At 60.0% G+C, this 23,800-nt stretch carries 23 protein-coding genes; 10 read left to right on the plus strand and 13 right to left on the minus strand.

The annotated features are described in order from the left end of the window. Positions 1-41: 41 nt before the first annotated feature. The 3 genes from IRY30_RS05090 to IRY30_RS05100 are packed head-to-tail and all read right to left on the minus strand — an operon-like array spanning position 42 to position 1,951. Complete coding sequence (locus tag IRY30_RS05090) at positions 42-674, minus strand: energy-coupling factor transporter transmembrane component T family protein (RefSeq protein WP_194556260.1); 633 nt, start codon at positions 672-674, stop codon at positions 42-44. Beyond that, complete coding sequence (locus IRY30_RS05095; RefSeq protein ID WP_194556261.1) at positions 658-1,371, minus strand: energy-coupling factor ABC transporter ATP-binding protein; 714 nt, start codon at positions 1,369-1,371, stop codon at positions 658-660. Before IRY30_RS05095 ends, IRY30_RS05090 begins: the two co-directional genes overlap by 17 nt. Next, positions 1,358-1,951 carry a biotin transporter BioY gene (locus tag IRY30_RS05100; RefSeq protein ID WP_228502580.1) on the minus strand — a complete coding sequence of 198 codons (594 nt, stop codon included), beginning with the start codon at positions 1,949-1,951 and terminating at the stop codon, positions 1,358-1,360. Before IRY30_RS05100 ends, IRY30_RS05095 begins: the two co-directional genes overlap by 14 nt. Positions 1,952-2,050: 99 nt before the next feature. Here IRY30_RS05100 and IRY30_RS05105 point away from each other — a divergent pair, with 99 nt between their 5' ends. The 3 genes from IRY30_RS05105 to recX all read left to right on the plus strand — a co-directional run bounded on the left by IRY30_RS05105 (position 2,051) and on the right by recX (position 4,188). After that, the gene (locus IRY30_RS05105; RefSeq protein WP_194556262.1) at positions 2,051-2,257 is read left to right on the plus strand and encodes a DUF3046 domain-containing protein; all 207 of its coding nucleotides are present in this window, start codon (positions 2,051-2,053) and stop codon (positions 2,255-2,257) included. A gap of 202 nt (positions 2,258-2,459) precedes the next feature. Further along, positions 2,460-3,605, plus strand: a complete 1,146-nt coding sequence (gene recA / locus IRY30_RS05110; RefSeq protein WP_194556263.1) for a recombinase RecA — start codon at positions 2,460-2,462, stop codon at positions 3,603-3,605. After that, on the plus strand, positions 3,589-4,188 hold the full coding sequence (gene recX, locus IRY30_RS05115) for a recombination regulator RecX (protein WP_194556264.1): 600 nt from the start codon (positions 3,589-3,591) through the stop codon (positions 4,186-4,188). Before recA ends, recX begins: the two co-directional genes overlap by 17 nt. Here the strand turns inward: recX and IRY30_RS05120 are convergent. Genes IRY30_RS05120 through IRY30_RS05140 form a run of 5 tightly spaced genes read right to left on the minus strand, consistent with a single transcriptional unit; the run spans position 4,185 to position 7,920 of the window. Continuing rightward, positions 4,185-4,631 carry a DUF6918 family protein gene (locus tag IRY30_RS05120; RefSeq protein WP_194556265.1) on the minus strand — a complete coding sequence of 149 codons (447 nt, stop codon included), beginning with the start codon at positions 4,629-4,631 and terminating at the stop codon, positions 4,185-4,187. The genes recX and IRY30_RS05120 overlap by 4 nt on opposite strands. Positions 4,632-4,645: 14 nt before the next feature. Beyond that, positions 4,646-5,584, minus strand: a complete 939-nt coding sequence (locus IRY30_RS05125; RefSeq protein WP_194556266.1) for an amino acid ABC transporter permease — start codon at positions 5,582-5,584, stop codon at positions 4,646-4,648. Further along, positions 5,584-6,270: an amino acid ABC transporter permease gene (locus IRY30_RS05130; RefSeq protein ID WP_194556267.1), complete on the minus strand. Its 687-nt coding sequence runs from the start codon at positions 6,268-6,270 to the stop codon at positions 5,584-5,586. Before IRY30_RS05130 ends, IRY30_RS05125 begins: the two co-directional genes overlap by 1 nt. Positions 6,271-6,288: 18 nt before the next feature. Continuing rightward, complete coding sequence (locus tag IRY30_RS05135) at positions 6,289-7,161, minus strand: glutamate ABC transporter substrate-binding protein (RefSeq protein ID WP_194556268.1); 873 nt, start codon at positions 7,159-7,161, stop codon at positions 6,289-6,291. A gap of 30 nt (positions 7,162-7,191) precedes the next feature. Continuing rightward, positions 7,192-7,920 (minus strand): amino acid ABC transporter ATP-binding protein, encoded by a 729-nt coding sequence (locus tag IRY30_RS05140; protein WP_194556578.1) that lies wholly within the window; start codon positions 7,918-7,920, stop codon positions 7,192-7,194. Between the two features lie 121 nt (positions 7,921-8,041). On the opposite strand from IRY30_RS05140, the gene miaB reads away from it, so the two are divergent. After that, on the plus strand, positions 8,042-9,634 hold the full coding sequence (gene miaB / locus IRY30_RS05145; RefSeq protein WP_194556269.1) for a tRNA (N6-isopentenyl adenosine(37)-C2)-methylthiotransferase MiaB: 1,593 nt from the start codon (positions 8,042-8,044) through the stop codon (positions 9,632-9,634). Beyond that, positions 9,627-10,340, plus strand: a complete 714-nt coding sequence (locus IRY30_RS05150) for an Rv2732c family membrane protein (RefSeq protein ID WP_194556270.1) — start codon at positions 9,627-9,629, stop codon at positions 10,338-10,340. Before miaB ends, IRY30_RS05150 begins: the two co-directional genes overlap by 8 nt. A gap of 86 nt (positions 10,341-10,426) precedes the next feature. Here the strand turns inward: IRY30_RS05150 and IRY30_RS05155 are convergent, their stop codons facing one another. Beyond that, on the minus strand, positions 10,427-11,854 hold the full coding sequence (locus IRY30_RS05155) for a DUF349 domain-containing protein (protein WP_194556271.1): 1,428 nt from the start codon (positions 11,852-11,854) through the stop codon (positions 10,427-10,429). A 205-nt stretch (positions 11,855-12,059) separates the two neighbouring features. Between IRY30_RS05155 and miaA the strand changes: the two genes are divergently transcribed. Both miaA and dapF read left to right on the plus strand, forming a co-directional pair. Continuing rightward, positions 12,060-13,028 (plus strand): tRNA (adenosine(37)-N6)-dimethylallyltransferase MiaA, encoded by a 969-nt coding sequence (miaA, locus tag IRY30_RS05160; RefSeq protein ID WP_194556272.1) that lies wholly within the window; start codon positions 12,060-12,062, stop codon positions 13,026-13,028. A 62-nt stretch (positions 13,029-13,090) separates the two neighbouring features. Continuing rightward, complete coding sequence (dapF, locus tag IRY30_RS05165) at positions 13,091-13,963, plus strand: diaminopimelate epimerase (protein ID WP_194556273.1); 873 nt, start codon at positions 13,091-13,093, stop codon at positions 13,961-13,963. 18 nt (positions 13,964-13,981) lie between these two features. Here dapF and IRY30_RS05170 read toward each other — a convergent pair whose 3' ends face one another. Next, the gene (locus IRY30_RS05170) at positions 13,982-14,803 is read right to left on the minus strand and encodes a hypothetical protein (protein ID WP_194556274.1); all 822 of its coding nucleotides are present in this window, start codon (positions 14,801-14,803) and stop codon (positions 13,982-13,984) included. 68 nt (positions 14,804-14,871) lie between these two features. Between IRY30_RS05170 and hflX the strand changes: the two genes are divergently transcribed. Beyond that, positions 14,872-16,413 (plus strand): GTPase HflX, encoded by a 1,542-nt coding sequence (hflX, locus tag IRY30_RS05175; RefSeq protein ID WP_194556275.1) that lies wholly within the window; start codon positions 14,872-14,874, stop codon positions 16,411-16,413. On the opposite strand, the gene IRY30_RS05180 is transcribed toward hflX, so the two are convergent. Further along, positions 16,410-17,201 (minus strand): DeoR/GlpR family DNA-binding transcription regulator, encoded by a 792-nt coding sequence (locus tag IRY30_RS05180; protein WP_194556579.1) that lies wholly within the window; start codon positions 17,199-17,201, stop codon positions 16,410-16,412. The genes hflX and IRY30_RS05180 overlap by 4 nt on opposite strands. Positions 17,202-17,419: 218 nt before the next feature. Beyond that, entirely contained in the window at positions 17,420-18,166 is a 747-nt protein-coding gene (lexA, locus tag IRY30_RS05185; protein WP_374708565.1) for a transcriptional repressor LexA, read from the minus strand. A gap of 370 nt (positions 18,167-18,536) precedes the next feature. Between lexA and IRY30_RS05190 the strand changes: the two genes are divergently transcribed. Then, positions 18,537-19,004 (plus strand): hypothetical protein, encoded by a 468-nt coding sequence (locus IRY30_RS05190; protein WP_194556277.1) that lies wholly within the window; start codon positions 18,537-18,539, stop codon positions 19,002-19,004. A gap of 113 nt (positions 19,005-19,117) precedes the next feature. Then, on the plus strand, positions 19,118-19,573 hold the full coding sequence (gene nrdR, locus IRY30_RS05195; protein ID WP_194556278.1) for a transcriptional regulator NrdR: 456 nt from the start codon (positions 19,118-19,120) through the stop codon (positions 19,571-19,573). A gap of 9 nt (positions 19,574-19,582) precedes the next feature. On the opposite strand, the gene hrpA is transcribed toward nrdR, so the two are convergent. Beyond that, positions 19,583-23,716: an ATP-dependent RNA helicase HrpA gene (gene hrpA / locus IRY30_RS05200; RefSeq protein ID WP_194556279.1), complete on the minus strand. Its 4,134-nt coding sequence runs from the start codon at positions 23,714-23,716 to the stop codon at positions 19,583-19,585. Positions 23,717-23,800 lie beyond the last annotated feature (84 nt).

The following is a 23,800-nucleotide window of genomic DNA, read 5'->3' on the forward strand; positions in this document are numbered from 1 at the left end:
GGGATTATCGTGGGTTAATCGCCCACCGCGACAATGGTGGGCTAATCGCCCACGCCCCGGCTCATCAGCGCATCTCCCACAGCTTTGGCCCGCAGGAGCGTGCGGATGATCAATGGCACCCCAAATGCCACGATCGATCCACCGCTTCCGCGGGCCTTTCGCGCGTCCAGGATCTGATTGATGGTCTCCAGCTGCAGCGGGATCAGCCGCATGGTGAGCGAGCATGCCAGAGTCACGCTCTCCACCGGAAACCCGAAGCGGGCCAGGGGAGTCAGCGCGCGTTCCATCGCGTCCATCATGTCCGAGATGCGCGTGGTGAGCGTGAACAGAATTGCCAGCGCCACCGCGGAATAAATCAGCAGGAACCGCAATACAGCCTCATGCATGCCCTGCGACCACCAGAGCAAAATGCTCAGAATCAGCAGCACGGGCAGGGGAGTGCGCAAGTTCGCAATGGCATCTCGCAGCGGGATGCGCGCGATCACGTACAAGCCCAGCGCAATAGCGAGCATTCCTGCGGCCCAGGGAATTGAATTGAGGAAAATAGCGCTGCCCAGCAGGAGCGCAATGAGGACTACTGATTTCCTCCCCGCAGGGAGCCGGTGAATCGCGCTGTCCACGGGGATGTAGGTGGAGCGCGGTACCTGTTGAGTCGTTCTAGAACTGGGAAACATAGCGCTCGATGACAGCGGCTGGCGTCGAAGAAAAATCAGGATGGGTGCCCGCTGGCGAGCCGGAATCATCCACCACGCGGCCGTCCTGCATGCAGATGATGCGATCGGCATGGCGCAGCAGGTCGAGGTCGTGGGAAACGATGATCATCTGCTGCGGAAGCTCGGTGAAGAGTTTTTCTACGCGGCGTCGATTTCCCAGGTCAAGCAGGGTGGTGGGTTCATCAGCCACGATGAGATCGGGATTCAACACGCTGATCGAGGCTAACGCGAGGAGCTGCTTTTCCCCACCGGAGAGCATGTGTGGCGATTGGTCTTCGTGTCCCACGAGCCCCACGAGCTGGAGAGCCTCGTGTACCTTGCGAGCCTTCTCCGCCTTGTTGAGTTTGTGCTTGCGCAGGGAAAAAGCAACATCCTCGGCCACCGTGGGCATGATGATCTGGGAATCGGCGTCCGAGAAGATGAAGCCCACCTTTTTGCGCACATCCTTGGCATGGGTGGCCAGATCCACTCCATCCACGGTGACGCGCCCCGCGGTGGCGATATTCAGACCATTGATGAGCCGCGCCACGGTGGATTTACCCGAACCGTTGGCGCCGATGATGCCCACGCGATGCTCGGAAAATCGCAAATTGAGCGGGTGGATGATGGTTTTACCCTGGATTGCGACTTCCGCTTGCGCAAACTCAACGACTGGCACGCGCGCTCGCTGGCAGCAGGTGGGGGACGGCCTTCATGACCGCGAGGGTGATGGCCACGGCAGCCGCGATCTTCAGCAGATCACCGATGATGAAGGGGGTGTTCGCAGCGATTGCCGCTCCCAGATCCAGGTGCAGGCGAGCCATCAGGCCGAAGGTGCCGCAGATGTACTGGATGAGTACGCCCACCAGGCCAGCGACGGAAAGAATGATGGCGCGGTCAGCCGTCTTGGTGGTGCGGCTGGTCAGTTGGGCAATCGCGCCGACCACAAAACCGGAGATGAGGTAGCCCACCAGGTAGCCAATGGTCGGCCCGGCTAGCGCGCTGATGGTGGGATTCCATCCGGCCAGGTTGGGCACGCCGAGCAGGCCGATGCCCAGGAAGAGGGTAGTCGCCAAGCCACCGCGCCACATGCCCAGCAGCATGCCGGCCAGCAGAATTCCCATGTTCTGCAAGACGATCGGCACACCAGCGGAGCCGACCGGGATGGCCACCGCGCCCAGGACCACGATGAGGGCGGCGAACGTAGCGATGTAAGCAATGCTGGTGGCAGTGGAAATCTGCGACTTTGGTCGATTCATGGAAGTCATCATAACCCCGAAACTTAAACACTGTTCAATTGCTCCCTGCTGGCGGGTTGGAAGTGTAATTGGGCTCGCGAGTTTGTAGAGTCGAGGATTATGCGCCGCGCGGAATTTGATCGACTCGTCCGAGGTGAGTTTGGAGATTCCTTCGGCTCGTGGATCGCAGACATGCACGTGCTGGAGAAGTACGGACAAAGCCCCACGCAGCTAATCGAACAGGGAGTCGACCTTCGGGATCTGTGGCTGGCCCTGTGCCAGGACTTCGATGTGCCACCAGCCCGCAGGTTGGGCGAAGATCTTTAATTCTTTTCGACGCCAACCTGCGCCTCATTTGCTTCGCAGATGGCACGCCGAAACTAAAATATATCGAACAAGCGTTCCTATAGTGTAGGCTGCTGTCTTGAACGCAAGCTAAAAATATCGGAGAACCTCAGCGCGATCCACGTGGTCTAACGTGAGCGTGAGCGAAACAGAAGTAGAAACTCGGACAAGGGAGCTGACAGATATGCCACCGAAGAAAAAGAATCCAGTGGGTCACAACGGAGACCGCTCCAAGGCTTTGGATCTGGCCATGGCGCAGATCGAAAAGGACTTTGGCAAGGGCGCCATCATGCGCCTGGGCGAGGATAAGCGTCCTCCCATTAGCGCCATTCCTTCTGGCAACATCGCCATCAACGTTGCCCTGGGTATCGGCGGTTTCCCCCGCGGCCGCGTGGTGGAGATCTACGGCCCAGAATCCTCCGGTAAGACCACCGTTGCGCTGCATGCCATCGCACAGGCGCAGCGGGCAGGCGGCATCGCCGCGTTTATCGACGCCGAGCACGCCCTGGATCCGGAGTACGCCCGCGCCCTGGGTGTGGATACCGATGCGCTCTTGGTTTCCCAGCCGGATACCGGTGAGCAGGCCCTAGAGATCACCGACATGCTGGTGCGCTCGGGTGCCATCGATGTGGTGGTTATCGACTCCGTGGCTGCCCTGACCCCCAAGGCGGAAATCGATGGTGACATGGGCGATTCCCACGTGGGTCTGCAGGCTCGCCTGATGAGCCAGGCGCTGCGCAAGATGACCGGTGCGCTGAGCCAGACCGGCACCACCGCGATCTTCATTAACCAGCTTCGCGAGAAGATCGGCGTGATGTTCGGTTCTCCAGAAACCACCACCGGTGGTAAGGCACTGAAGTTCTACGCGTCCGTGCGTTGCGATATTCGCCGCATCCAGGCGCTGAAGGACGGCACCGACGTGGTGGGTAACCGCACCCGTCTAAAGGTCGTGAAGAACAAGGTCTCCCCACCATTCAAGATCGCCGAGTTCGATATTCTCTACGGCGAAGGGATCTCCCGCGAAGGCTCGATCATCGACCTCGGCGTGGAAGCGGGCATCATCAAGAAGTCCGGTGCCTGGTTCACCTATGAGGGTGACCAGCTGGGCCAGGGCAAGGAGAAGGCACGCGAGTTCCTCAAGCAGGATCCGGATCTGGCGGAAACGCTGGAAGATCGCATCATGCAGGAGCTCAAGGTTGGCCCTTATGCGAGCCTGAAGAACGCCGAAGGCGGGGAGGGCACAGCACCAGCGGCTGCCGAAGATTCCCTGGATCCGGATGATCAGCCAATTGGCCTGTCTCCTAACTTCGACGATGACGATGAGGAATAGCCAAGAAGTCAAGATTGCTGGTCTCAGGGAAGCGCTGCAGAACTGGGAAGAGGGGGATACCGCGCCGATCATTGACGCGGAAGCAGAGAAAGCCTTGGCACCCGTGCGTGCCAAGGCGGTGGGGCTGCTTAATCATCGCGATCGCTCCGCGCACGAACTGCGCACCCGTTTGCTCGATGCAGAGTTTGCCGAAGAACTGGTCGAACAGGTTGTGGAGCGATGCATCGAGAACGGAATGGTTGACGATGCGCGCTTTGCCACTGAATGGGTGCGGCACAGGCACGAGAACCAGAAGAAGTCACCCGCTGTTTTGCGCAGAGAACTGCAGAACAAAGGTGTGCACGGGGCGTTGATCGAAGAAGCACTTCAGCAGATCTCCTGGGATAGCCAGCAGGAAACCATTGCGCAATTGGTCACGAAAAAGGCCGGAACTGTCAAAACAGTTCCGGCCGATAGAGCCGAGTACAACAAAGTGCTGAAGCGAGTGGTCGGGGTGGCCGCTCGCCGGGGATTCCCGGAAGGTGCATGCCTGGCTGCCGCGAGGCAGGCACTGGATGAGCGGATCAACCAGCTAGAGAACTAGCCCTGCTCGTGCTTGGCCAGGACCTCGCCGATCTCCGGGACCTTTGCCTCAACGATCTTGGCGATCTTGCCACGCAGAGGCTTGTACACCTTCTGCAGTGCCTGGTTATTAACCTTGCCGGCCTGGCGATCAGCTGACTCTAGAAGCAGGGAAGAAACCTGCTCGCTGCGCTGGATCAAGAACTCACCGAAACCACCGGAATGATCACCGGATTGGAACTCATCCCAAAATGGCTCCAATTCCTTTGCCAGCTCAGGCAGTAGCTGCCGAGCTGCCTTCTCGGAAATGTTGCTATCCACCTTGGTCGCGGTCTTGTACGCGCCCTGGATCAGCTTGCCGGTCAATCCGGACTGCTCGTCCACGGTGCGTTCCGCGAGGGCCGCCAAATCCTTGACGACCGCTGGGGACTTTGCGCCCGTCAGCTCATCTTTAAACTGAGACACTGTGAGTCGCGCTCCTATTCGTACTTGTTTCGCAGATCCTTATGCGATGGATCATGCCAGTCCACAGTAGCCTGATCCTTCGAAATCGCGCCCAGATCCTGATGCTCGGGGACCTTGGCCACGATGTTCTTCCGGGCTCGCCCAGCGCGCAACTGACGCTCCATGCGCTCGGCCAGACGGCCCAGCGAGTAGTTCAGGATGATCATGATGACAGCCACCACGATCATCGCGGTGAAGTAATTGCGGAACCAGGAGGCAGACTGCAGACCAGAGCGGACGATCTCCACGTAGCCGATCAGGTAACCCAGCGCGGAATCCTTCAGGGCAATAACCATCTGAGAAATCAGCGCGGGAAGCATGGTCGCCACGGCTTGGGGGAGGAGAATGCGGAACATTGTCTGCATCCGGGACAATCCCAGCGCCTTGGCGGCTTCTTCCTGGCCAGAAGGCAGGGAGAGGATGCCGGAACGCAGGATCTCCGCAATGACCGAGCCGTTGTACATGGTCAAACCGAAGACCACCGCGGCAAACGCGAGTTGCTTCGTGGGCACCAGGCCGTAGAGAGCAAAGACCTGGTAAGCGAAGATCATGAGCAGCAGCACAGGGATGGAGCGGAAGACCTCAACGATCACACCGCAGATACCACTCACCAGGCGGTTGGCGGACAAGCGGCCGATACCCAATGCTCCACCAATGATGAGCGCGAGGAGGATGGAGATCACCGCAGCCTTGATGGTGCCCCACAGACCCGGAAGGATGTAGGTGGTCCACATGTTGGCCTGGAGGAACGGAGTCCACTTGGCGGCTTCAAACTGGCCGTTGGCATGCAGGATCCGGCCAGCCCAGAAGGCAATTGCGGCCAGCACCAGCACGGTAACCACCGTGAGAATTCGATTGATGCGGATGCCCTTTGGTCCGGGGGCATCATATAAAACAGTTGCGCGGGTAGTCATTAGCGCTTCACCGCCAATCGCTTGCTGAGTGCACCGAAGATGAGTCCGGTCGGCAGGGTAATGATCATGAAGCCCAGGGCAATGATGCCGAAGATCACGAAGACCTGGTCGGCGTGATCCTCCACGGAGGACTTCATGAGGAGGCTGGCTTCAGCCACACCAATCACCGAGGCGATGGTGGTGTTCTTGGTCAGTGCGATCAAAGTATTGCCCAGGGGCACAATCGCTCCGCGGAGAGCCTGCGGGAAGATGATGTTCCGGAAGCTCTGCATGAAGGTCAACCCCAGGGAGCGGCCAGCTTCAGCCTGCCCGAAGGGCACCGTGTTGATACCGGAACGCAGGGACTCTGCCACGAAGGAAGAGGTGTAGATAATAAAGGCAAGGACTGCCAAGTTGAAGTTGTTCTGCGTGGTGAAGTTGGGGCCATCCGGAGCCAGCGTGATGTCTAGGTTCACGTACAGGCCAAGGGAGGCAAACAGCACGATCAACGTCAGGGGAGTGTTACGCGTGATGTTGATGTAGACGGTCGCGATGGTTCGCAGGATCGAGACGGGGGAGACGCGCATCGCGGTCAGGATGATTCCAAAAATCAAAGATCCCAGCGCAGCCCAGAAAGTGAGCTTGATGGTTGTCCAGAAGGCTGGAAGTAGCTGGGGAGCCATGTCCGCCCAAAGTTCGGCATTCATTAGTGTTGTTCCTCCTTCCTATTTCTTGGTGAAGGAGAGATCGCCGATCGAAGGCTTATCGCCTGGCTCGATGGCATCTCCCAGATTGTTCTCAATGATGCGCTGGTATTCACCGGAATCGTGCATCTCATTGAGGGCTTCGTTGATCTCTGCCACGGCCTTGTCCTGACCCTTGGCCAGGCCAATGCCGTAGTTCTCATTGGTCCAGAAGGAACCGTCCGGCTTCTTCAGCTCCACGACCTTCATCTTGCCGGGGTACTGCTCGGCAAATCCGGCGAGGATGGTGGCATCGGTGGTCAAGGCATCGACCTTGCCGCGGGCGAGCGCTTCCACGCATGCGGAGTAGGTATCGAATTCCTGCAGCTGCACTTCCGGCAGTGCGCTCTTCACCTTGGTAGCTGGGGTGGAACCGGTCACGGAACACAGCTTGGTGTCCGCGTTCATATCTTCCAACCCCTGGATCTTGTCATCGCTGCGCACCAGCAGCGCCTGGTGGGTCAGCAGGTAGGGGCCGCCGAAATCCACCGCGCGCAGGCGAGAGGCGCTGATGGAGTAGGTGGCGGCGATCATATCCACCTCACCGTTGTTGATCAGTGTTTCTCGCTGGGCAGAGGGAGTCTCGCGCCACGTCATCTCCGGTACTTCCCAGCCGTGCTTGTTGGCGATGTAGTTCACCACATAGCGGGAGACATCCGTGTCCACACCCTGGAAAGTCTTCTCCGGGGTTCGGACTCCCAAGCCGGGCTGGTCGAACTTGGTGCCGATGACGATGTGCCCGGATTCGATGGAACTCAATAGATTACGGGCTTCGTTACTCCCGCAAGCTGCCAGCGCAACGGTGCTGAGAATAGCCACGATCGTTGCGGTCAGGCGTCGATAAATGTTCTTCATGCTTGCTCTTTTCCGTGAAACCTCGTCCACTTAGTGATCGAGGATCTTGGCCAGGAAGTCCTTGGCGCGGTCGGATTCTGGATTGGCAAAGAAGGCTTCGGGAGTGGTGTCTTCCACGATGCTTCCCTCGGCCATGAAGAGCACGCGGTTGGCCACCTTGCGAGCAAAGCCCATCTCGTGGGTCACACACACCATGGTCATGCCGGAACGTGCCAGGTCAGCCATGACGTCCAGCACCTCGTTGATCATTTCCGGGTCGAGGGCGGAGGTGGGCTCGTCGAAGAGCATCACCTTGGGCTCCATGGCCAGGGCGCGGGCGATGGCCACACGCTGCTGCTGGCCACCGGAAAGTTGGGCAGGGTACTTGTCCGCCTGGGCCGCAATGCCTACGCGCTCGAGCAGTTCCATGGCGCGCTTCTTGGCGTCTGCCTTGCTCAATTTGCGCACCTTCATGGGCGCGAGCGTCACGTTATCCAGGATGGTCATGTGGCTGAAGAGATTGAAGGACTGGAACACCATACCCACGTCAGCGCGGAGCTTGGCCAGTTCTTTGCCCTCTTCGGGGAGCAGAGAGTTGTTGATGTGAATTTCGCCGGAATCGATGGTTTCCAAGCGATTGATAGTGCGGCACAGCGTGGATTTGCCGGAGCCGGACGGGCCGAGGAGCACCAGAACTTGGCCGGTGGGAACCTCGAGATTGATATCGCGGAGGGCGTGGTATTCGCCGTAGTACTTATTCACATTCCGCATGCTGATCATCGCGGAACTAGCTGGATTTGCTGTCATGTGTGAATGCTATCGTGACACGTCTCACATTTATGCAAAATGCACGTAAAGCCTTAGTTTCGCTTAATCATCGCGATGGGTAGAGTCAACATCCGTGGTACAGACGATTGACACTCCCGAAAACTCCTCCAACCGCACCTATGAAGTGCGCACCTTTGGCTGCCAGATGAACGTTCATGATTCCGAGCGACTCTCCGGCCTCTTGGAAGATTCCGGTTATGTGCCGGCGGGGGATGGGTCTACTCCGGATGTGCTGGTTTTCAACACCTGCGCGGTGCGCGAGAACGCGGATAATCGCCTGTATGGAACTTTGGGGATGATCAAGGGGGTCAAGGACTCGCATCCCGGCATGCAGATCGCGGTGGGCGGCTGCATGGCGCAAAAGGACAAGCAAGTGGTGGTGGAGAAGGCACCGTGGGTTGACGTGGTCTTTGGCACGCACAACCTGGGTAGCCTGCCCACGCTGTTGCAGCGTGCTGCGCACAACAATGAGGCGCAGGTGGAGATCGCGGATGCGCTCGAGCAATTCCCCTCAGTGCTGCCCGCCAAGCGCGAATCGGCCTATGCGGGATGGGTTTCCGTCTCCGTGGGTTGCAATAACACCTGCACGTTCTGCATCGTGCCTGCGCTGCGCGGCAAGGAGCAGGATCGCCGCCCGGGAGATGTGCTCGCCGAAGTAAAGGCGCTGGTGGAGCAGGGCGTGGCAGAAGTGACCTTGCTGGGCCAAAACGTGAACGCCTACGGCGTTAATTTTTCCGACGCCACCCTGGACCGCGACCGCGGTGCCTTTGCCAAGCTCCTCCGTGCCTGCGGGGAGATCGAGGGACTGCAGCGCTTGCGGTTCACCAGCCCGCACCCTGCTGAATTCACCGATGATGTGATTGAGGCGATGGCGGAGACGCCAGCCGTGTGCCCGCAGTTGCACATGCCACTGCAGTCGGGTTCGGACAAGGTGCTCAAAGACATGAAGCGTTCCTACCGCTCCACGAAATTCCTCGGGATTCTGGAGAAGGTGCGCGATCGCATCCCGCATGCGTCGATTACCACGGACATCATCGTGGGCTTCCCCGGTGAGACCGAAGAAGACTTCCAAGCTACGTTGGACGTGGTGGAAAAGTCCCGCTTCACCTCGGCGTATACGTTCCAGTACTCGCCACGGCCGGGCACCCCAGCTGCCGAGATGGACCAGCAGGTTCCCAAGGCAGTGGTGCAGGAGCGCTATGAGCGGCTCATTGCCCTGCAGGAGCGGATCAGCAAGGAAGATAACTTCGCGCTGATCGGGACCACCGTGGAGCTGCTGGTGCAGGATCAGGGTGGGCGGAAGAATGACCGTACGCACCGCATGACCGGACGCGCCCGCGATGGCCGTCTGGTGCACTTCATGCCTACCGCCGCGGCTGATTTCGCGGGAAGTGGCAGGCTGGAGGAGAGCATCCGCCCCGGCGACCTGCTCACCGTCACCATCACGGATGCGGCACCGTACTTCCTCATCGCGGACAGTGGCGTGCACGAGCACTGGAAGACCCGCGCGGGAGATAATTGGGAAGCAGGCCAAGTGCCCACCACCGCACCCGTGGGCGTGGGACTGGGTCTGCCCTCTATTCGCTCCGCCCAAAACCTCGAAGTAATTACCCCGGTTCCCAGCGCAACGAGTTGCGGATCAGAAGGATGTGGCTGCGATGCCTAAGAAGAACAAAGCTCAATCCCGTCCAGCATCTTCTACCGCCCCGCGAAAGACTCGCGAAGAGAAGATCGCCGAGCAGATCGAAAAATCCGGCGGGAGCATCGCTAAGGCGGAACGCTCCGCGGGCAAGGAAGTGGATTACGGCGTGGGCCTGATCCCCATGGCTCTGGGAATGTTTGCAGTGCTCATGAGCTTCTTCCTGCCGCATGCCGGTGAGGTTTTCGGGTACGACGTGCTCCTCAACACCCCGAAGGCGGAATCCTTCGACACCACCATGCCCGAGCGCATCTACACAATCCTGGCGCTCACCGGTGGTGTGCTGTTGCCCATCGGCACCATCCTGAGCCGCAGCTGGTTGGTGGCGTGGTTCAACTGGGCTTTTGCTGGCGTGGGCTGGTGGTACAGCATTTTCGCCATTTGGATGGGGCAGACCAGACCGGTCACGTCCGCCGGCCAGCCACCGAGCTTCGGCCTGGTCATTGGTGCGGTGGGCATGACCATCATGTTCCTCACCATGACCGTGGTGCTGTTCCGCCGCAACGCTCTGCAGAAGGCGCTGGCGAGCGCCCGCCGGGAAGAAGCGCACAGCAACGAGGAATCCCGCATGGCTCAGCAACGCTTGCGCACTGGTCTGCTGGATCGCACCAGCGAAGAGGAAATCGTTGATGATCGCCGCGCCCGGGCTCGTGCGCGACGAGAAAAGAACTAACTCAGTGAGAATCCCCCGGGTTCATGGCCCGGGGGATTTTTTGTGCGCTGATTCCAAGCGCTAGTTCTTGGTGTTAGTTCTCAGTGCTAGTTCTCAGTGGCAGAGGCAGCAGCGTCAGCCCATTCCTGCCACTGCGCAGCCTGAGCACGCAGCTGGGCGGCCTTCTTTTCGTTGCCCTTGGCCTCGGCAGCTTCGGCCTCCTTGGTGAACTGATCCACCTTGGCCTGGAACTGCGCCACGCGTGCTAGCGCTTCTGGGTCGGTGCGACGCCACTCTGCATCCGCGGCATCGGTCACTCGGCTTTCCAGAGCACCAATCTTCTGGTCGAACTCGCGGATCCGAGCGCGGGGGACAAACCCGATCTCATCCCACTTTTCATTCAGCTCACGCAGCTGCTGGCGTGCCTTGTCGATGCCTTGCTCGGGATTGATCTTGGAATCATATTCATCCAGGAGAGCCTGCTTGGCATCAGCATTGGCTTCGAATTCCGTATCTTTCTTGGCGGAGTCGGCCTTGCGTGCATCGAAGAACTTGTCCTGCGCGGCCTTGAACCGCTCCCAGAGGGAGTCATCGGCCTCGCGAGTAGCGCGTCCAGCAGCCTTCCACTCCTGCATCAGATCCTTGAATGCGCGGGCGGTCTCCCCCCATTCAACAGAGTTCATCAGAGCCTCCGCGCGCTCAACCAGCTCTTCCTTCTTCTGCTTCGCTACCCCGCGGTTGCGATCCAATTCGGAGAAGTGAGCGCCTCGGCGTCGAGAAAAAGCATCCCTACCAGCGGAGTAACGGTTCCACAGGGCATCATCAGTGGTCCGATCCACACCGCGGATCGTCTTCCACTCCTGGAGGATTTCGCGGAGACGCTCGCCCGCAGCCTTCCAGTCGGTGGAGTTTTCCCCGATGTCTTCGGCTTCCGCGGCCAGGGCTTCCTTGCGCGCGATGGATTGAGCGCGGCGATCCTGCTTGGCCTGATTGGACTTCTCCTCGGCTTGCGCTGAATCATCCAGCAATCGGGCCAAGCGCTGATCCAGGGCGGGAAGATCACCGATCACGGCGACGGTGGCGAGTGATTCGCGGAGGTTCTCTGCGCTCTGCCGTACCTGGGGAGCCTCGTCTGGGTTCTTGCGCACGCGGTTTTCCAGGAGGGAAACCTCGGTAGCTAGGTCCTCGTATCGAGTGGCGAAGTGGCGGAGGCCTTCTTCGGGAGTTCCGGCCTTGAATTGGCCAATCTGTCGCTCGCTGCCATCAAGACCCTTGACCCATGCGGTGCCGTCTTCCTCTACGCGTCCGAACTTCGAGGGATCGGACTGCTTCTGGCTCGGCACCGGGGAAGCAGCCTGGCCAGCGGCGTTTTTGGCGATCTGGCTGGGACGGGGCACAGCACCCGGGTGAACTCCCGGACGAACATCGGGCTTTGGTCCAGGCGAGGCACCTGGAGTGGGGCCGGGAGTCGGGCGAGGAGTGCCAGCTGAATTACCTGGCGTGGGCTGGGAAGCGGGGTCAAGAGGGGAGTTCATGGTCTCGGGTACTCCTAAGGAACCAAAAGAATGTGTCGCCGCGCGACGCGGCTGCGGAGTGAGACTAATCTCACCGGTGCTTATCTGAAACAATTATTACAGACTGAATGGTTCGGATGGACGGTATCCGCTCTCTCGTGGGGGTAGGGCGGGCGCGAAGAGGCGAGAGGAACCCGCCAATAGAGGCTGACTTAAAATGAACAACATGCCCGATCAAGACTCCACTAATTCTCCAGCCTCTCCGCGTTCTCTGGCCCGCCGCCCCGTGGCCATCGTGGGACCCACGGGATCTGGGAAATCCGCGGCTGCCATTGCGGTGGCGAAGGAATTGGACGGGGAGATCATCAATATCGATTCCATGCAGCTCTACAAGGGCATGGATATCGGCACGGCAAAGCTCGCAGAAGAGGAGCGCGAGGGGATAACCCACCACCTTCTGGATATCTGGGATGTGACAGAGCCTGCCAGCGTGGCCGCGTATGGGGAAGCTGCGGTGGCCACGGTGGAGGAGATAGCTGCGCGGGGAAAGACACCAGTGTTGGTGGGTGGATCCATGATGTACGTGCAATCTGTGGTGGACGAGTGGGATTTTCCGCCCACCGATCCTGAAGTGCGTGCCAGGTGGGAGGCCAAGCTGCAGGAGATCGGCGTGGAGGCGCTCCATGCCCACTTGCAAAGCGTGGATCCCCAAGCGGCCGGCATCATTGAGACCAAGGATCCGCGGCGCACGGTGCGTGCGCTCGAGGTGATTGAGCTGACGGGCAAGCCCTTTGCCGCATCCCAGCCACCCAAGGATCGCCCAGCGCGGTGGAATTGTCAGCTCATCGGCTTGCATGCCCCGGCGGAGTGGCTCGATCCGCGGCTGCAGCAGCGCGTGGACCTGATGTTGGCCCAGGGCTTGGTGGATGAGGTTCGCGCGCTTACCCAGGCTGGGTTGCAGCGGGATTCCACCGCGGGCAAGGCCATCGGCTATTCCCAGGTGTTGGCATACCTCGCCGGTGAGCTCACCGAGGAGGAAGCCAAAGAGGCCACGTACCTGGGCACTCGCCGATATGCCCGACGGCAGCGCAGCTGGTTTAGGCGTGATCCCCGCATCCATTGGGTGGACGCTTGGGCGGAAGACGCGGTGGAGCAGGTGGTGGAGCTGGCTCGGCGCGGAGCTGGGTCTGAATAGAGAGCTCGGTCTGATTAGAGAGCCGGGTCTGAATAACTGGCAGCAGAGGTAGGATGTTCGGCATGAATAACCCCGCATGGAAATTCCTCAAAGCTCACGGCACGGAGAATGACTTCGTGGTGCTGGTTGACCCAGAAGTGAGCATTGAACTCAGCGAATCCACCGTGCAGCAGTTGGCGGATCGCCGCGCTGGAATTGGCGGCGATGGAGTGATCCGGATCGCCACCGCGGGGAAGCTGCTGGAGCGCGGTGTGCTCAATGAACTGCCCGGTGATTGTGACGAGTCCGAATGGTTCATGGATTACCGCAACAGCGATGGATCGTTGGCCGAGATGTGCGGCAATGGCGTGCGTGTCTTCGCCCACGTGCTGGCTGAGCAGGGTCTGGTGCCTATGGAGGGCGAGACGCACTTCGGAATCGGCACGCGCAATGGGCGCAAAGCAGTCACGATTCATCACGCCGATGCCCAACACGCAATGGTCTCTGTGGAAATGGGCAGCGTCACCGAAATGGGAGACTCCAGCGTGGAAGTCGCGGGCATTCAGGCCACGGGCCTTGGCGTGAACGTGGGCAATCCGCACGCAGTGGTGATCCTGTCGAATCTCACCCAGGATTCCTTGCGCGAACTCCCCGTGGGCCAGCCCGTGACCTGGGACCCTAAGTTCTTCCCACACGGAGTCAACGTGGAAGTAATCACCCCGCTGCAGTCCGATGCCATCCACATGCGCGTCCACGAACGCGGCGTGGGTGAGACCCGTTCCTGTGGCACAGGCACAGTAGCTGCAGCCTTCGCTGCCCTCCGGAACGCGGACCGGAGCGAGGGAACCGTGGCAGTCAACGTGCCCGGAGGTCAGGTGGAAGTAACACTGGCGGAAGGCCGAGCAACGCTCAAAGGCCCCTCGCAGATCATCGCCACCGGCGAGTACCGCGGCTAAACCAGCGCAATCGGTTAACTAGTGGCCACCGCAGCCACAGTTGCCCGATCCGCACCCACCGCTGGTTGAGCAGGACGAGGCCTCCAGCGTGCTGCAGGTGAATTGCACGGAACCGGCGATAATTGGCGTCGAAGAAGCTCCTTCTTTCTCGACGCCCAACTCCGCCCGGCCAAAAGAATCCACCGGAAGATCCAGCATGTCTCCCGGGAAAATCACGGAGAAATCAAAGGGACTGCGGACGGTGGCCACCCAGAACTTCTGACCCGTCAGCTGGGACACGCGCTGCGTGAGCGACGTGGCCTCCACAGCGATCTCGGCCTTGGCGTGGGGGGTGGTGGAACCCTTGTTGATGTCTGCCAGGCCGGAAGAGGTGACGGTTCCGACCTGCCGACCGCCGGCCTCGGCAAACTCAGTGGGGGAGGAATACACGGAAATATCCGTGGCCAGCGCAGCGATGTTCATGGGCTGGTACTCCAGCGGATCCACCTCTGCGAGCATCGGGCCTTGCGCAACGGTGGCGGTCAGCGAGGCGATGGTGGGAGCCTGCTGGCCGGAAGCGTGCAGGAATGGGGAATCCTCCACCACGTCCAACACACCGATGACATCGTTAACCATGCTCAAGTGCGCCGATGCCTGCGGGCCACCAAGGTAGCTGGCGAAGGTGCCATAAGGGGGCGCGGTGAGGATGACCAGGCGAGCACCGGAGGGATCGTCGTACTGCAAAACCTGGCCATCGCGCACCTCGCCGGTGACGCTGAGCAAGCCTGAGGAATACGTGGCCTCGAGTGCGTCCTGCCACTGGGGGAAGTCAAGACCAATGCTGCGCAATTCCGGAATCATGAGTCTCACCTTAACGCGAACAGGCGAAAGTTTAATTTTCCGCAGGTGAGAGTGTTAGATTGGAGGTAATGACAGAACACTACGATGATCGCGACACTCAAGAGTTTGCGGATCACGACACTATTGACAATGTAAACGTGGCAGAAGACACTGCCGAAAACCAGGCGGGCAGCCCTGCCGAAAACCCTGCCGAGAATGCCGATCACTCGCCCACGGTAGGCGAACTGGATCTGGAAGCCCGCTCTAGCCTGCGGCGCTTGACCCGTGGCGTGAACACGTACACGGATGAGCAGTCCGATGGCTATGACGTGGAGTACCGCAAGCTGCGCCTGGAAAAGGTGGTGCTCGTGGGCGTGTGGACCGAAGGCACCGTGGCGCAGATTGAGGCGCGACTCGCGGAGCTGAAGGCACTGGCGGAAACCGCTGGTTCGGAGATCGTGGACACGCTTTATCAGAAGCGGGATAAGCCAGACTCCGGAACGTACATCGGCAGCGGCAAGGTCAAAGAGGTCAAGGCTATCGTCACCGAAACCGGTGCCGATACCGTGATCTGTGATGGTGAGCTCAGCCCCAGCCAGATGATCGCCCTGGAAAAGACGCTGGACGTCAAGGTGATTGATAGGACCATGCTGATCCTGGATATCTTCGCGCAGCACGCAAAGTCCAAGGAAGGTAAGGCGCAGGTTGCGCTGGCTCAGATGGAGTACCTCATCACGCGCGTGCGTGGCTGGGGTGGAGCTCTGTCCCGCCAGGCTGGTGGCCGAGCTGGATCCAATGGCGGCGTGGGCCTGCGTGGTCCAGGTGAGACCAAGATCGAAGCCGATAGGCGCCGTTTGCGCACCGACATGGCCAAGTTGCGCAAGGAAATTGCCGGGATGCAGACCTCCCGCGATATCAAGCGCGAGCGCCGCGATGCAGCCGCGATTCCGCAGGTGGCTATCGCTGGTTACACGAACGCCGGTAAGTCTTCGCTGATTAACTCCTTGACGGGTGCTGGAGTTTTGGTGGAAGACGCTCTCTTCGCCACCCTGGATCCCACAACCCGCCGGGCGAGCCTGCGTGATGGGCGCGCCGTGGTATTCACCGACACGGTGGGTTTTGTTCGCCACTTGCCTACACAGCTGGTGGAAGCCTTCCGCTCCACCCTGGAGGAAGTGCTCGCGGCCGACGTGGTGCTCCATGTGGTGGATGGTTCCGATCCATTCCCCATGGAGCAGATCGCTGCCGTGAACAAGGTGATTGGCGATATCGTCAAGGAGACCGGGCGGCCCGCGCCTCCGGAAATGTTGGTGGTGAACAAGATCGATGCCGCCGACCCTCTGGTGCTGGCGGAACTGCGCCACCGCTTGGATGACGTGGTGTTTGTCTCCGCGCATACTGGCGAGGGCATTGAAGAGCTAGAGACGCGCCTGGAGCTGTTCCTCAACAGCTTGGATACCCACGTCTACGTGCACATTCCCTTCACGAGGGGAGACATTGTGACCCGGGTTCACGAGCTCGGCACCGTGATCAGCGAGGATTACGATGATGCCGGCACCCGCATGGAAGTGCGCCTGCCCGCAGCTGTGGCTGGGGAGCTTCACGAGTTCGTGGTGTCCGAAACCGCCTAATCGGCGGCAAACACCACCGTTATCCCGCATTCTTTGAGTGCGCGGACATAGGGCTCGTCGCTGGCGAGATCGGTCACCACGGTGTCAATATCCTCCGTGGGGGCGAAGCTGACCAGGTAGTCCAGGCCGAACTTGGTGGCGTCGCATAAAGCAATCACCTGATCCGCATTGGTCACCATTGCCCGTTTGACCGCGCCCTCTTCGGCATCGGGTGTGGACAGGCCGTGCTCGAGGGTCAGGGCATTGGTGCCCACGAACGCCACGTCCGCGCGCAGCACGGCCAAGGTTTGGGTGGCCACGCTGCCCAGGACGGATTGAGACTGGGGGCGGATTTTCCCGCCGAGCAGTTGGATATCGAAGTTCGCTGAATTGGCCAGCGTTTTGGCGATGGGCAGGGAATTGGTGATGAGCTTGTACGGCTCGGTGAACTCCGGGGAATCAGCCATCGCGAGTGCTTCGGCCATGAGGGCGGTGGTGGTGCCGCCGTCGAGAAACAGCGTGCTGCCCGGCTGGGGGAGAAGTGAGATGGCCTTGTTGGCGATCTTCCGCTTGGCGGCCAGCGATGCCCGGGCACGGGATTCATACGGTGTGTGATCCGTGCGATACGTGCGAGCCGGAACTGCACCCCCGTGGACACGCAGGATGCTGCCCTGTTCATCGAGGGTGGAGAGATCCCGGCGGATGGTTTCTGCTGTCACGCCGAACTTCTCGGCGAGTTCCAAGACCGTAGTGCGTCCCTTCACTGCGGTCAAGGAGGTGATCTGACGGCGACGTTCATCCGAGCGCAACGGCATGTGTGCCCTCCTGATTCGTCGCTCAATCTACGCTCACCCCAGCCGGTTCACGCGCCACCCAGTTTTCCCGGGAGGCCATGTGAAGGCGGCACGTGCGAGCGGCAGAAGAATTGATACTGCTGTCTTCTGGAATCCTAGCGCGGGGCAGGGGTCCGGGGCACTAACGCCAGGGGTGGATGCTCTTCCCATCAGGCGGAGAGCACCCGGGCAACCTATATCTTGCGGAGGATTGCTACGACCTTGCCCAGGATCTCGGCTTCTTCCGCGGGGATTGGCTCGAAGAGATCATTGTGGGGCAGCAGCCAGAGGCCGTCATCATTCTTGTGCAGCTCCTTGACCGTGGCATCGCCATCGATCATTGCCGCCACGAATTCACCAAACTCGGCGACCTTCTGCGACTTCACCACGACCCAGTCGCCATTCAGGATTCCCGCATCCCGCATGGATTCGCCCACTACCTGCAGCAGGAAAAGCTCGCCCGTTCCCACCAGCTCGTGGGGCAGGGGGAAGACAGCTTCCACGTTTTGCTCCGCCAAGATCGGCGAGCCGGCGGCGATCTGACCCACAACCGGTACATATGAGGCTTCGGGCCGCTCATCGCTAGCCTGCGAAGGCACAGCCTTCTTGGGCATTGCCTCATAGTTGCGGATATCTACTGCGCGTGGCTTCTTATCTTCACGACGCAAAAAGCCCTTATCTTCCAACTGCCCCAAGTGATAGGACACGGATGAGGTGGACTGGAGACCCACTGCTTCTGCGATCTCTCGAATGCTTGGTGGGTAACCGCGCAGCACCTTGGAATCAGTGATGACTTCCAAGATCCGGCGCTGGCGTTCGGTGAGAGCGGTCTTGCCCTTGGCCTTCACGGTGGCGGCTCGGTCAGCCTCTGACTTGCGCGGGCGACCAGGCTTCCTCTTTGGCGCATCGGCAGCGGAAAGACTGTTGTCTGCGGAATTGATTGGGCTCAAGACTGCTCCTGGGTTCGAGATCGGGCGGGCACGCGGTTCGGGGGAAGGGATCTTCCCGGTCAACGCGGGGACGGGCGGAACGTACTTCACCACCATAGCGCATTGATTGAGAAACGCTTGGCACATTTGTTCGAAATATTTTCGAACATGGGTGGACAGTATCGAACGGGCGTGCTATTTTTTGAAACAGCATCAAATATCGAACGTTCGTACTAAGTATCCGGCTTTTAGGGTCACTGTTCGATTATGTTGTCTTGGCAGTGAGTTTAATGAGTTTCAGAGCAGTTGAACTGTTGGAAACAGTAATGAGTACTGAACAGCCCGTAACACAGTATGGCACGGGCACAGAGGAAAGAAGGATATGATGACTAGCGTTTACACCACCCGCCGTCCACTGGAGTTCAACTCCACTCCGCAGGCTGGAACCGCTGTTGCTCGCAAGACTCCACCCGCACCACGCACCACCTTGAGCTTGTCTGAATTTCTCAAGGACGCGCCAGATCACGCCCTGCGGACTCGTTCGGAATCGAACACTTTCGGTGAGGGCCGTGCCCTGGTTCCTACCCGGTCGAAGATTCGCCGCGCGGAAAGAATTGTTTCCGGTGATCCAACGGTGTTCGATAATACCCCTACCTCGTGGCTCGATCAGTGGTCACGCCGAGTGGAGAACTTCGCCACCTCTAAGGGAGGCGCACTGTTGGCAACCACCAGCATCGTTTTGAGCCTTGGCTTGAGCCCACTGTTCTTGGCAGATCCGGCTGAAGCACCGGCTCCGTCCGCCTCAGTGTCTTCTCCCGCGGCGGTTGCCGAGGCACCCGCCGGTCGTTAGTTTCTGAGGTGCTGGGTGAGCCAGCCGCGTGGTGTGTTGCGAGCCGCGCAGTAGGGAAGCGGTTTCTGGAATCCGCTTTCCAGTAATGAGACCCGCGGACTACGATGAACCTCGTGCTTTGCCCAAAATGTAGTTCGCAACAGTCCCGCGTGGTCGATTCCCGCACCATTGAAATGGGTGTGTCGATTCGCCGCCGCAGAGAATGCCTGGATTGCACAACACGCTTCACCACCGTGGAACGATCCATCCTGCTCGTCACCAAGAGAAGTGGCGTGACAGAAGAGTTCAGTCGCGAAAAAGTAGTAAAGGGTGTGCGCAGGGCTTGCCAAGGCCGAAACGTGTCAGACGATGCCCTCAAGCGCCTCGCTCATGAGGTCGAGCAGATCATCCGTGCCGAGCACGGCTCGCTGGTGCAGACCAACCAGATTGGACTCGCGATCCTCGATCCACTGCGAAACCTCGATGAAGTCGCATACCTGCGCTTCGCATCTGTGTACAAGTCATTCGATAGCGCGGAAGACTTTGAACAGGAAATCGAATCCCTCCGTGCCCACCGGGCACGCGGGTAGCCGATCCACTTAGCGGATCTTATCCAGCGCCTTCTTGATGCGCTGCACAGACACCGAGCGGGTAGTACCCAAATGCTGGGCGAAGAGACTCACTCGTAGTTCCTCAATCATCCATCGCACCTCCTTGATCTGTGGGGAAGCTGACCGGGCCTGAGGCAACCGCCCCAGCGTGCTCTGCAGATACTTCACGGCCTCCGAGACCTGCGCATCCAGCATCTCTTCCTTGCCGGGATCGCTCTCCATGAGTTCTAGCCGAGACTTCATGGCCGCCACATACCGCGGAACATGCCTTAATTGCTGCACGCCGTGGCGCGCCACCGCATGCGAGGCCAGATAGAAGTCCAATTGCGCGCGCATCTGCGCGATGGGCTCACCGCTCCATTCCTTGAGCTCTTCGGCCATATCTGCCACAGCCAACACAGCGGGGGCAACCTCCACAACCGCTCGGCGCACCGCTCCCGCACCGTCCTTCTGGGCCAGCGCTACTACTTCGGCGCAGCGTTGAGGATCGCGAATAATCGGCCCCTTCTCCTGCAAGATCGTCTTGCAGCTCACAGCCACCAGATCCTCCAAGAGAAGATCGAACCCGCCATAGGGGAAGTTCTCCAAAGCCACGCGCTGACGCAGCGGCAATCCCTTGAGCATCTGGTTCCGGGACACGCTGACCTTCTGAACCATCATGTGCAGAACTGCCTTGAACTGCTGCGCGGCAGCGGATTGTGCCGTCGGGAAAGCCTGCAACACCACCCCCTCGGCGGTCGCCACGATGGCCGGGTACGCAACCACCGGCTGCCCGTCCACGATGGTTTCCACGGTCTCTGGGATCGTGCCGATGCCCTGCGCATCCCACTCGCTTGCCCGGGCCAGCACACCACCGGTGGTGGCACCACCGCGGTTCGGGCGATCCTGCTTCTTCTTGCCTTGCTTGCCACGCGAAGACGTGGATTCCCCGGAAGATTGAGACTCAGAAGATTGAGACTCAGAAGATTGAGATCCAGAAGCGCGTGGCCCAGAACCGGAATGCAATGGTGCCTCCGCAGGGGAAGGTGCTTGACCCGCAGCCCCGAGGGAACGAGCCGCCGCCTGAGCAATCGCGGTGGTGACTTGCGAGGTCAGGCGGTTCTGCAATGCGTCTACATCGCGGTCCTGCTCCACCACATTTCCGCGCCGCCCGATAGCAGCCACGTTCATCTTCAGGTGGTCGGGGACGCGCGACCAATCAAAGTCATCCCCGGAAATCCCGCTGCCACCGAGCGAGCGCAGGGCGTCAGCCAGGGCATTCTCGATGGCACCATCAAACGGAGTCATCCGCTCTAGGGCGCGGGAGGCAAAGTCCGTGGCCGGCACAACCGTGTGGCGTAGCGGCTTTGGCAGAGTCTTGATCAGTGCGATGCATAGCTCGTGGCGCAGCCCGCTGACCAGCCATCGCGTGGCCTCGCCGTTGACTGTTGCCAACAGCGGTAGGGGAACGCGCATGGTGATGCCGTCTCGCGGATCACCCGGCTGGAACACGTATTCCAGTTCGAACTCCAAAGATCCCTGCTGCCACACATCGGGGAACTCATTGGCGGCAGTGGCTCCCTCTGCCGAGTCGATCAAGGCCTCGGGCGAGAACGTCAGCAGTTCCGCATCCTTGTGACGCGCCTTCTTCCACCAAGAGTCGAAGTGGCGCGCAGACGTGACATTGTCCGGAATCCGAGAATCGTAGAAGCGGAACAGGGTTTCGTCGTCCACGATGATGTCGCGACGCCGCGCCTTTTCCTCCAGCTGCCCAGCCTCTTCCAACATCTCCTGATTCCGATGGAAGAACGCGTGCTTGGTCGTCCAATCTCCCTCCACCAAGGCGTGCCGAATAAACAGCTCACGGGCCAGAGGCTTATCCGTGTTACCCAGCTGCACCGTGCGGTCCGCCACTAGCGGAAGCCCTAACATCAGCACCTTTTCATGCACCATTGCCGCGCCCCGAGAGCTGGACCAATGTGGTTCAGAGTGCACGGTCTTGGTCATGTGTGGGGCGATACTCTCCACCCACTGCGGGTCAATCGGCCCGATGGTGCGCGCGAAGATTTGCGAAGTCTCCACCAGCTCTGCGGCCATGATCCACTGCGGCGGCTTCTTGGAGAGCTGCGAGCTCGGGTGCACCACGAAGTGGGAATTGCGCGCCCCAGTGAACTGCTTGGAGTTGCCCTCTCGCATACCGATATTGGTGAGCAGACCCGTGAGCACCGATTTGTGCACCGCCTCTTCCTGGATGTTCTCCTCGGAAAACTCCAGGTCACGCACGTGCTGCAGATTCGGGATAGTCCACGAGAGATCCTGGATCACCGTCAGCAGCTGACGCACCAGATCCATCCACTCCCGCGAGCGCATGTAGTGGATGAACTCACTCTGGCACAGCTTGCGGAACTGATTGCCACTGAGCTCACGCCTTTGTTCCTGCAGGTAGTTCCACAGCTTCAGCACGCTGATGAAATCAGAATCCGCCGCAAACCTGGCGTGGAGCTGATCCGCCTTGCCCTGGTGCTCCAGCGGACGCTCGCGCACATCCTGAATGCTGAGCGAGGCCACAATCACCGCCACCTGCTCCAACACATTGTTGTGATGTGCTGCCTCCAGCATCCTGGCCAACCGCGGATCGGTGGGGATACGCGCCATGTCCCGGCCCGTGTTCGTGAGCTCCTGCGGTGCGGGGTCGTTCTTCTTTTCTTTCGACGCCACCCTCAACGCCCCAAGCTCATGCAATAGGGCGATGCCGTCACGGACGGACTTCTTGTCCGGAGCCTGGAGGAAGGGGAATTGATCGATATCGCCCAATCCCAGGGCAGTCATCGAGAGAATCACGCTGGCCAAGTGCGTGCGCAGAATTTCGGGATCGGTGAACTCTAGCCGAGCTTCAAAGTTCTCTTCGGAGTACAGGCGGATGGCGATGCCATCCGCGGTACGGCCACAACGTCCCGAGCGCTGGGTAGCACTGGCCTGGCTGATCTCCTCCACGGGCAACCGCTGCACCTTCGTGCGGTGGGAGTAGCGAGAAATACGCGCGTATCCGGTATCCACCACATAGTGAATGCCGGGGACGGTCAGCGAGGTTTCCGCAATGTTGGTGGCCAGCACGATGCGTCGGTTGCCACCGGGCGAGAAGACCCGGTGCTGCTCGGCATTGGAAAGCCGGCCAAACAGCGGCAGGATATCGATGTTCCCGCGCTTGCCGGGGAACGCCGCCTGCAGGGCATCGGCGGCATCGCGGATCTCTCGCTCGCCGGAGAAGAAACACAGGATATCGCCGGGACCGGTGCGGATGAGCTCCTGGCACGCCTGCACCAATCCATCCAGAGGATCCACCTCGGATTCGATAACCTCACCCGTTTTCTCGTTGAGGTGCTCACGAACCAGGGGTCGATACCGTACCTCCACGGGATAGGTACGGCCAGAGACCTCGATGATGGGGGCGGGCTTTCCATCAGCATCGGAGAAGTGTTCCGCGAATGCCTCGGGGTTGATCGTTGCCGAGGTGATGATGAGCTTGAGATCAGGGCGCTGTGGCAGCAGCTGCTTGAGGTAGCCCAACAGGAAGTCGATGTTCAGGCTGCGCTCGTGAGCCTCATCGATGATGAGCGTGTCATAATCGCGCAGCTTGCGATCGCGCTGAATCTCATTGAGCAGTACGCCGTCTGTCATTAGCTTGATGGCCGTGGCCGAGCTGATGTTGTCGTCAAAGCGGATCTTGTAACCCACCAGCGACTTGTTTTCTTCGCTGGATTCACTCAACTCGTAGGAAATTCGGTCGGCCACACTGCGGGCAGCGAGGCGCCGAGGTTGGGTGTGACCAATTACCTGACTGCGGCCGCGCCCCAGCTCCAAGCACATTTTCGGAATCTGGGTGGTCTTACCGGAACCCGTTTCGCCAGCGATGATGACCACTTGGTTCTCGCTGATGGCCCGCATGATTTCTTCCCGGCGTTCGCTGACCGGCAGCTGCTCGGGGAAGTGGATGGGGCCGATGTGCCGCTCAATGCGCGGACGGTTGCGCTGCCCTTGGTGTGACGAGCGTGAAGAACGGCGGCGACGCTTCTTCCGGCCATGACTAGTCTGCTGGCGGGGGTGGCCGTCATGTGCTTGATCGCTGCTGCTGGGGGTACTCACTGTGGCAATTCTAACAAGTGGGCAGCGCAGTTCTTCATTCTGCCTGGCGAGCTATTTGCACCGGTATATTATTTCCCCAGCAAT

Origin of the sequence: Corynebacterium suicordis DSM 45110 (genome assembly GCF_015351405.1) — a bacterium.
GTDB classification, from domain to species: domain Bacteria; phylum Actinomycetota; class Actinomycetes; order Mycobacteriales; family Mycobacteriaceae; genus Corynebacterium; species Corynebacterium suicordis.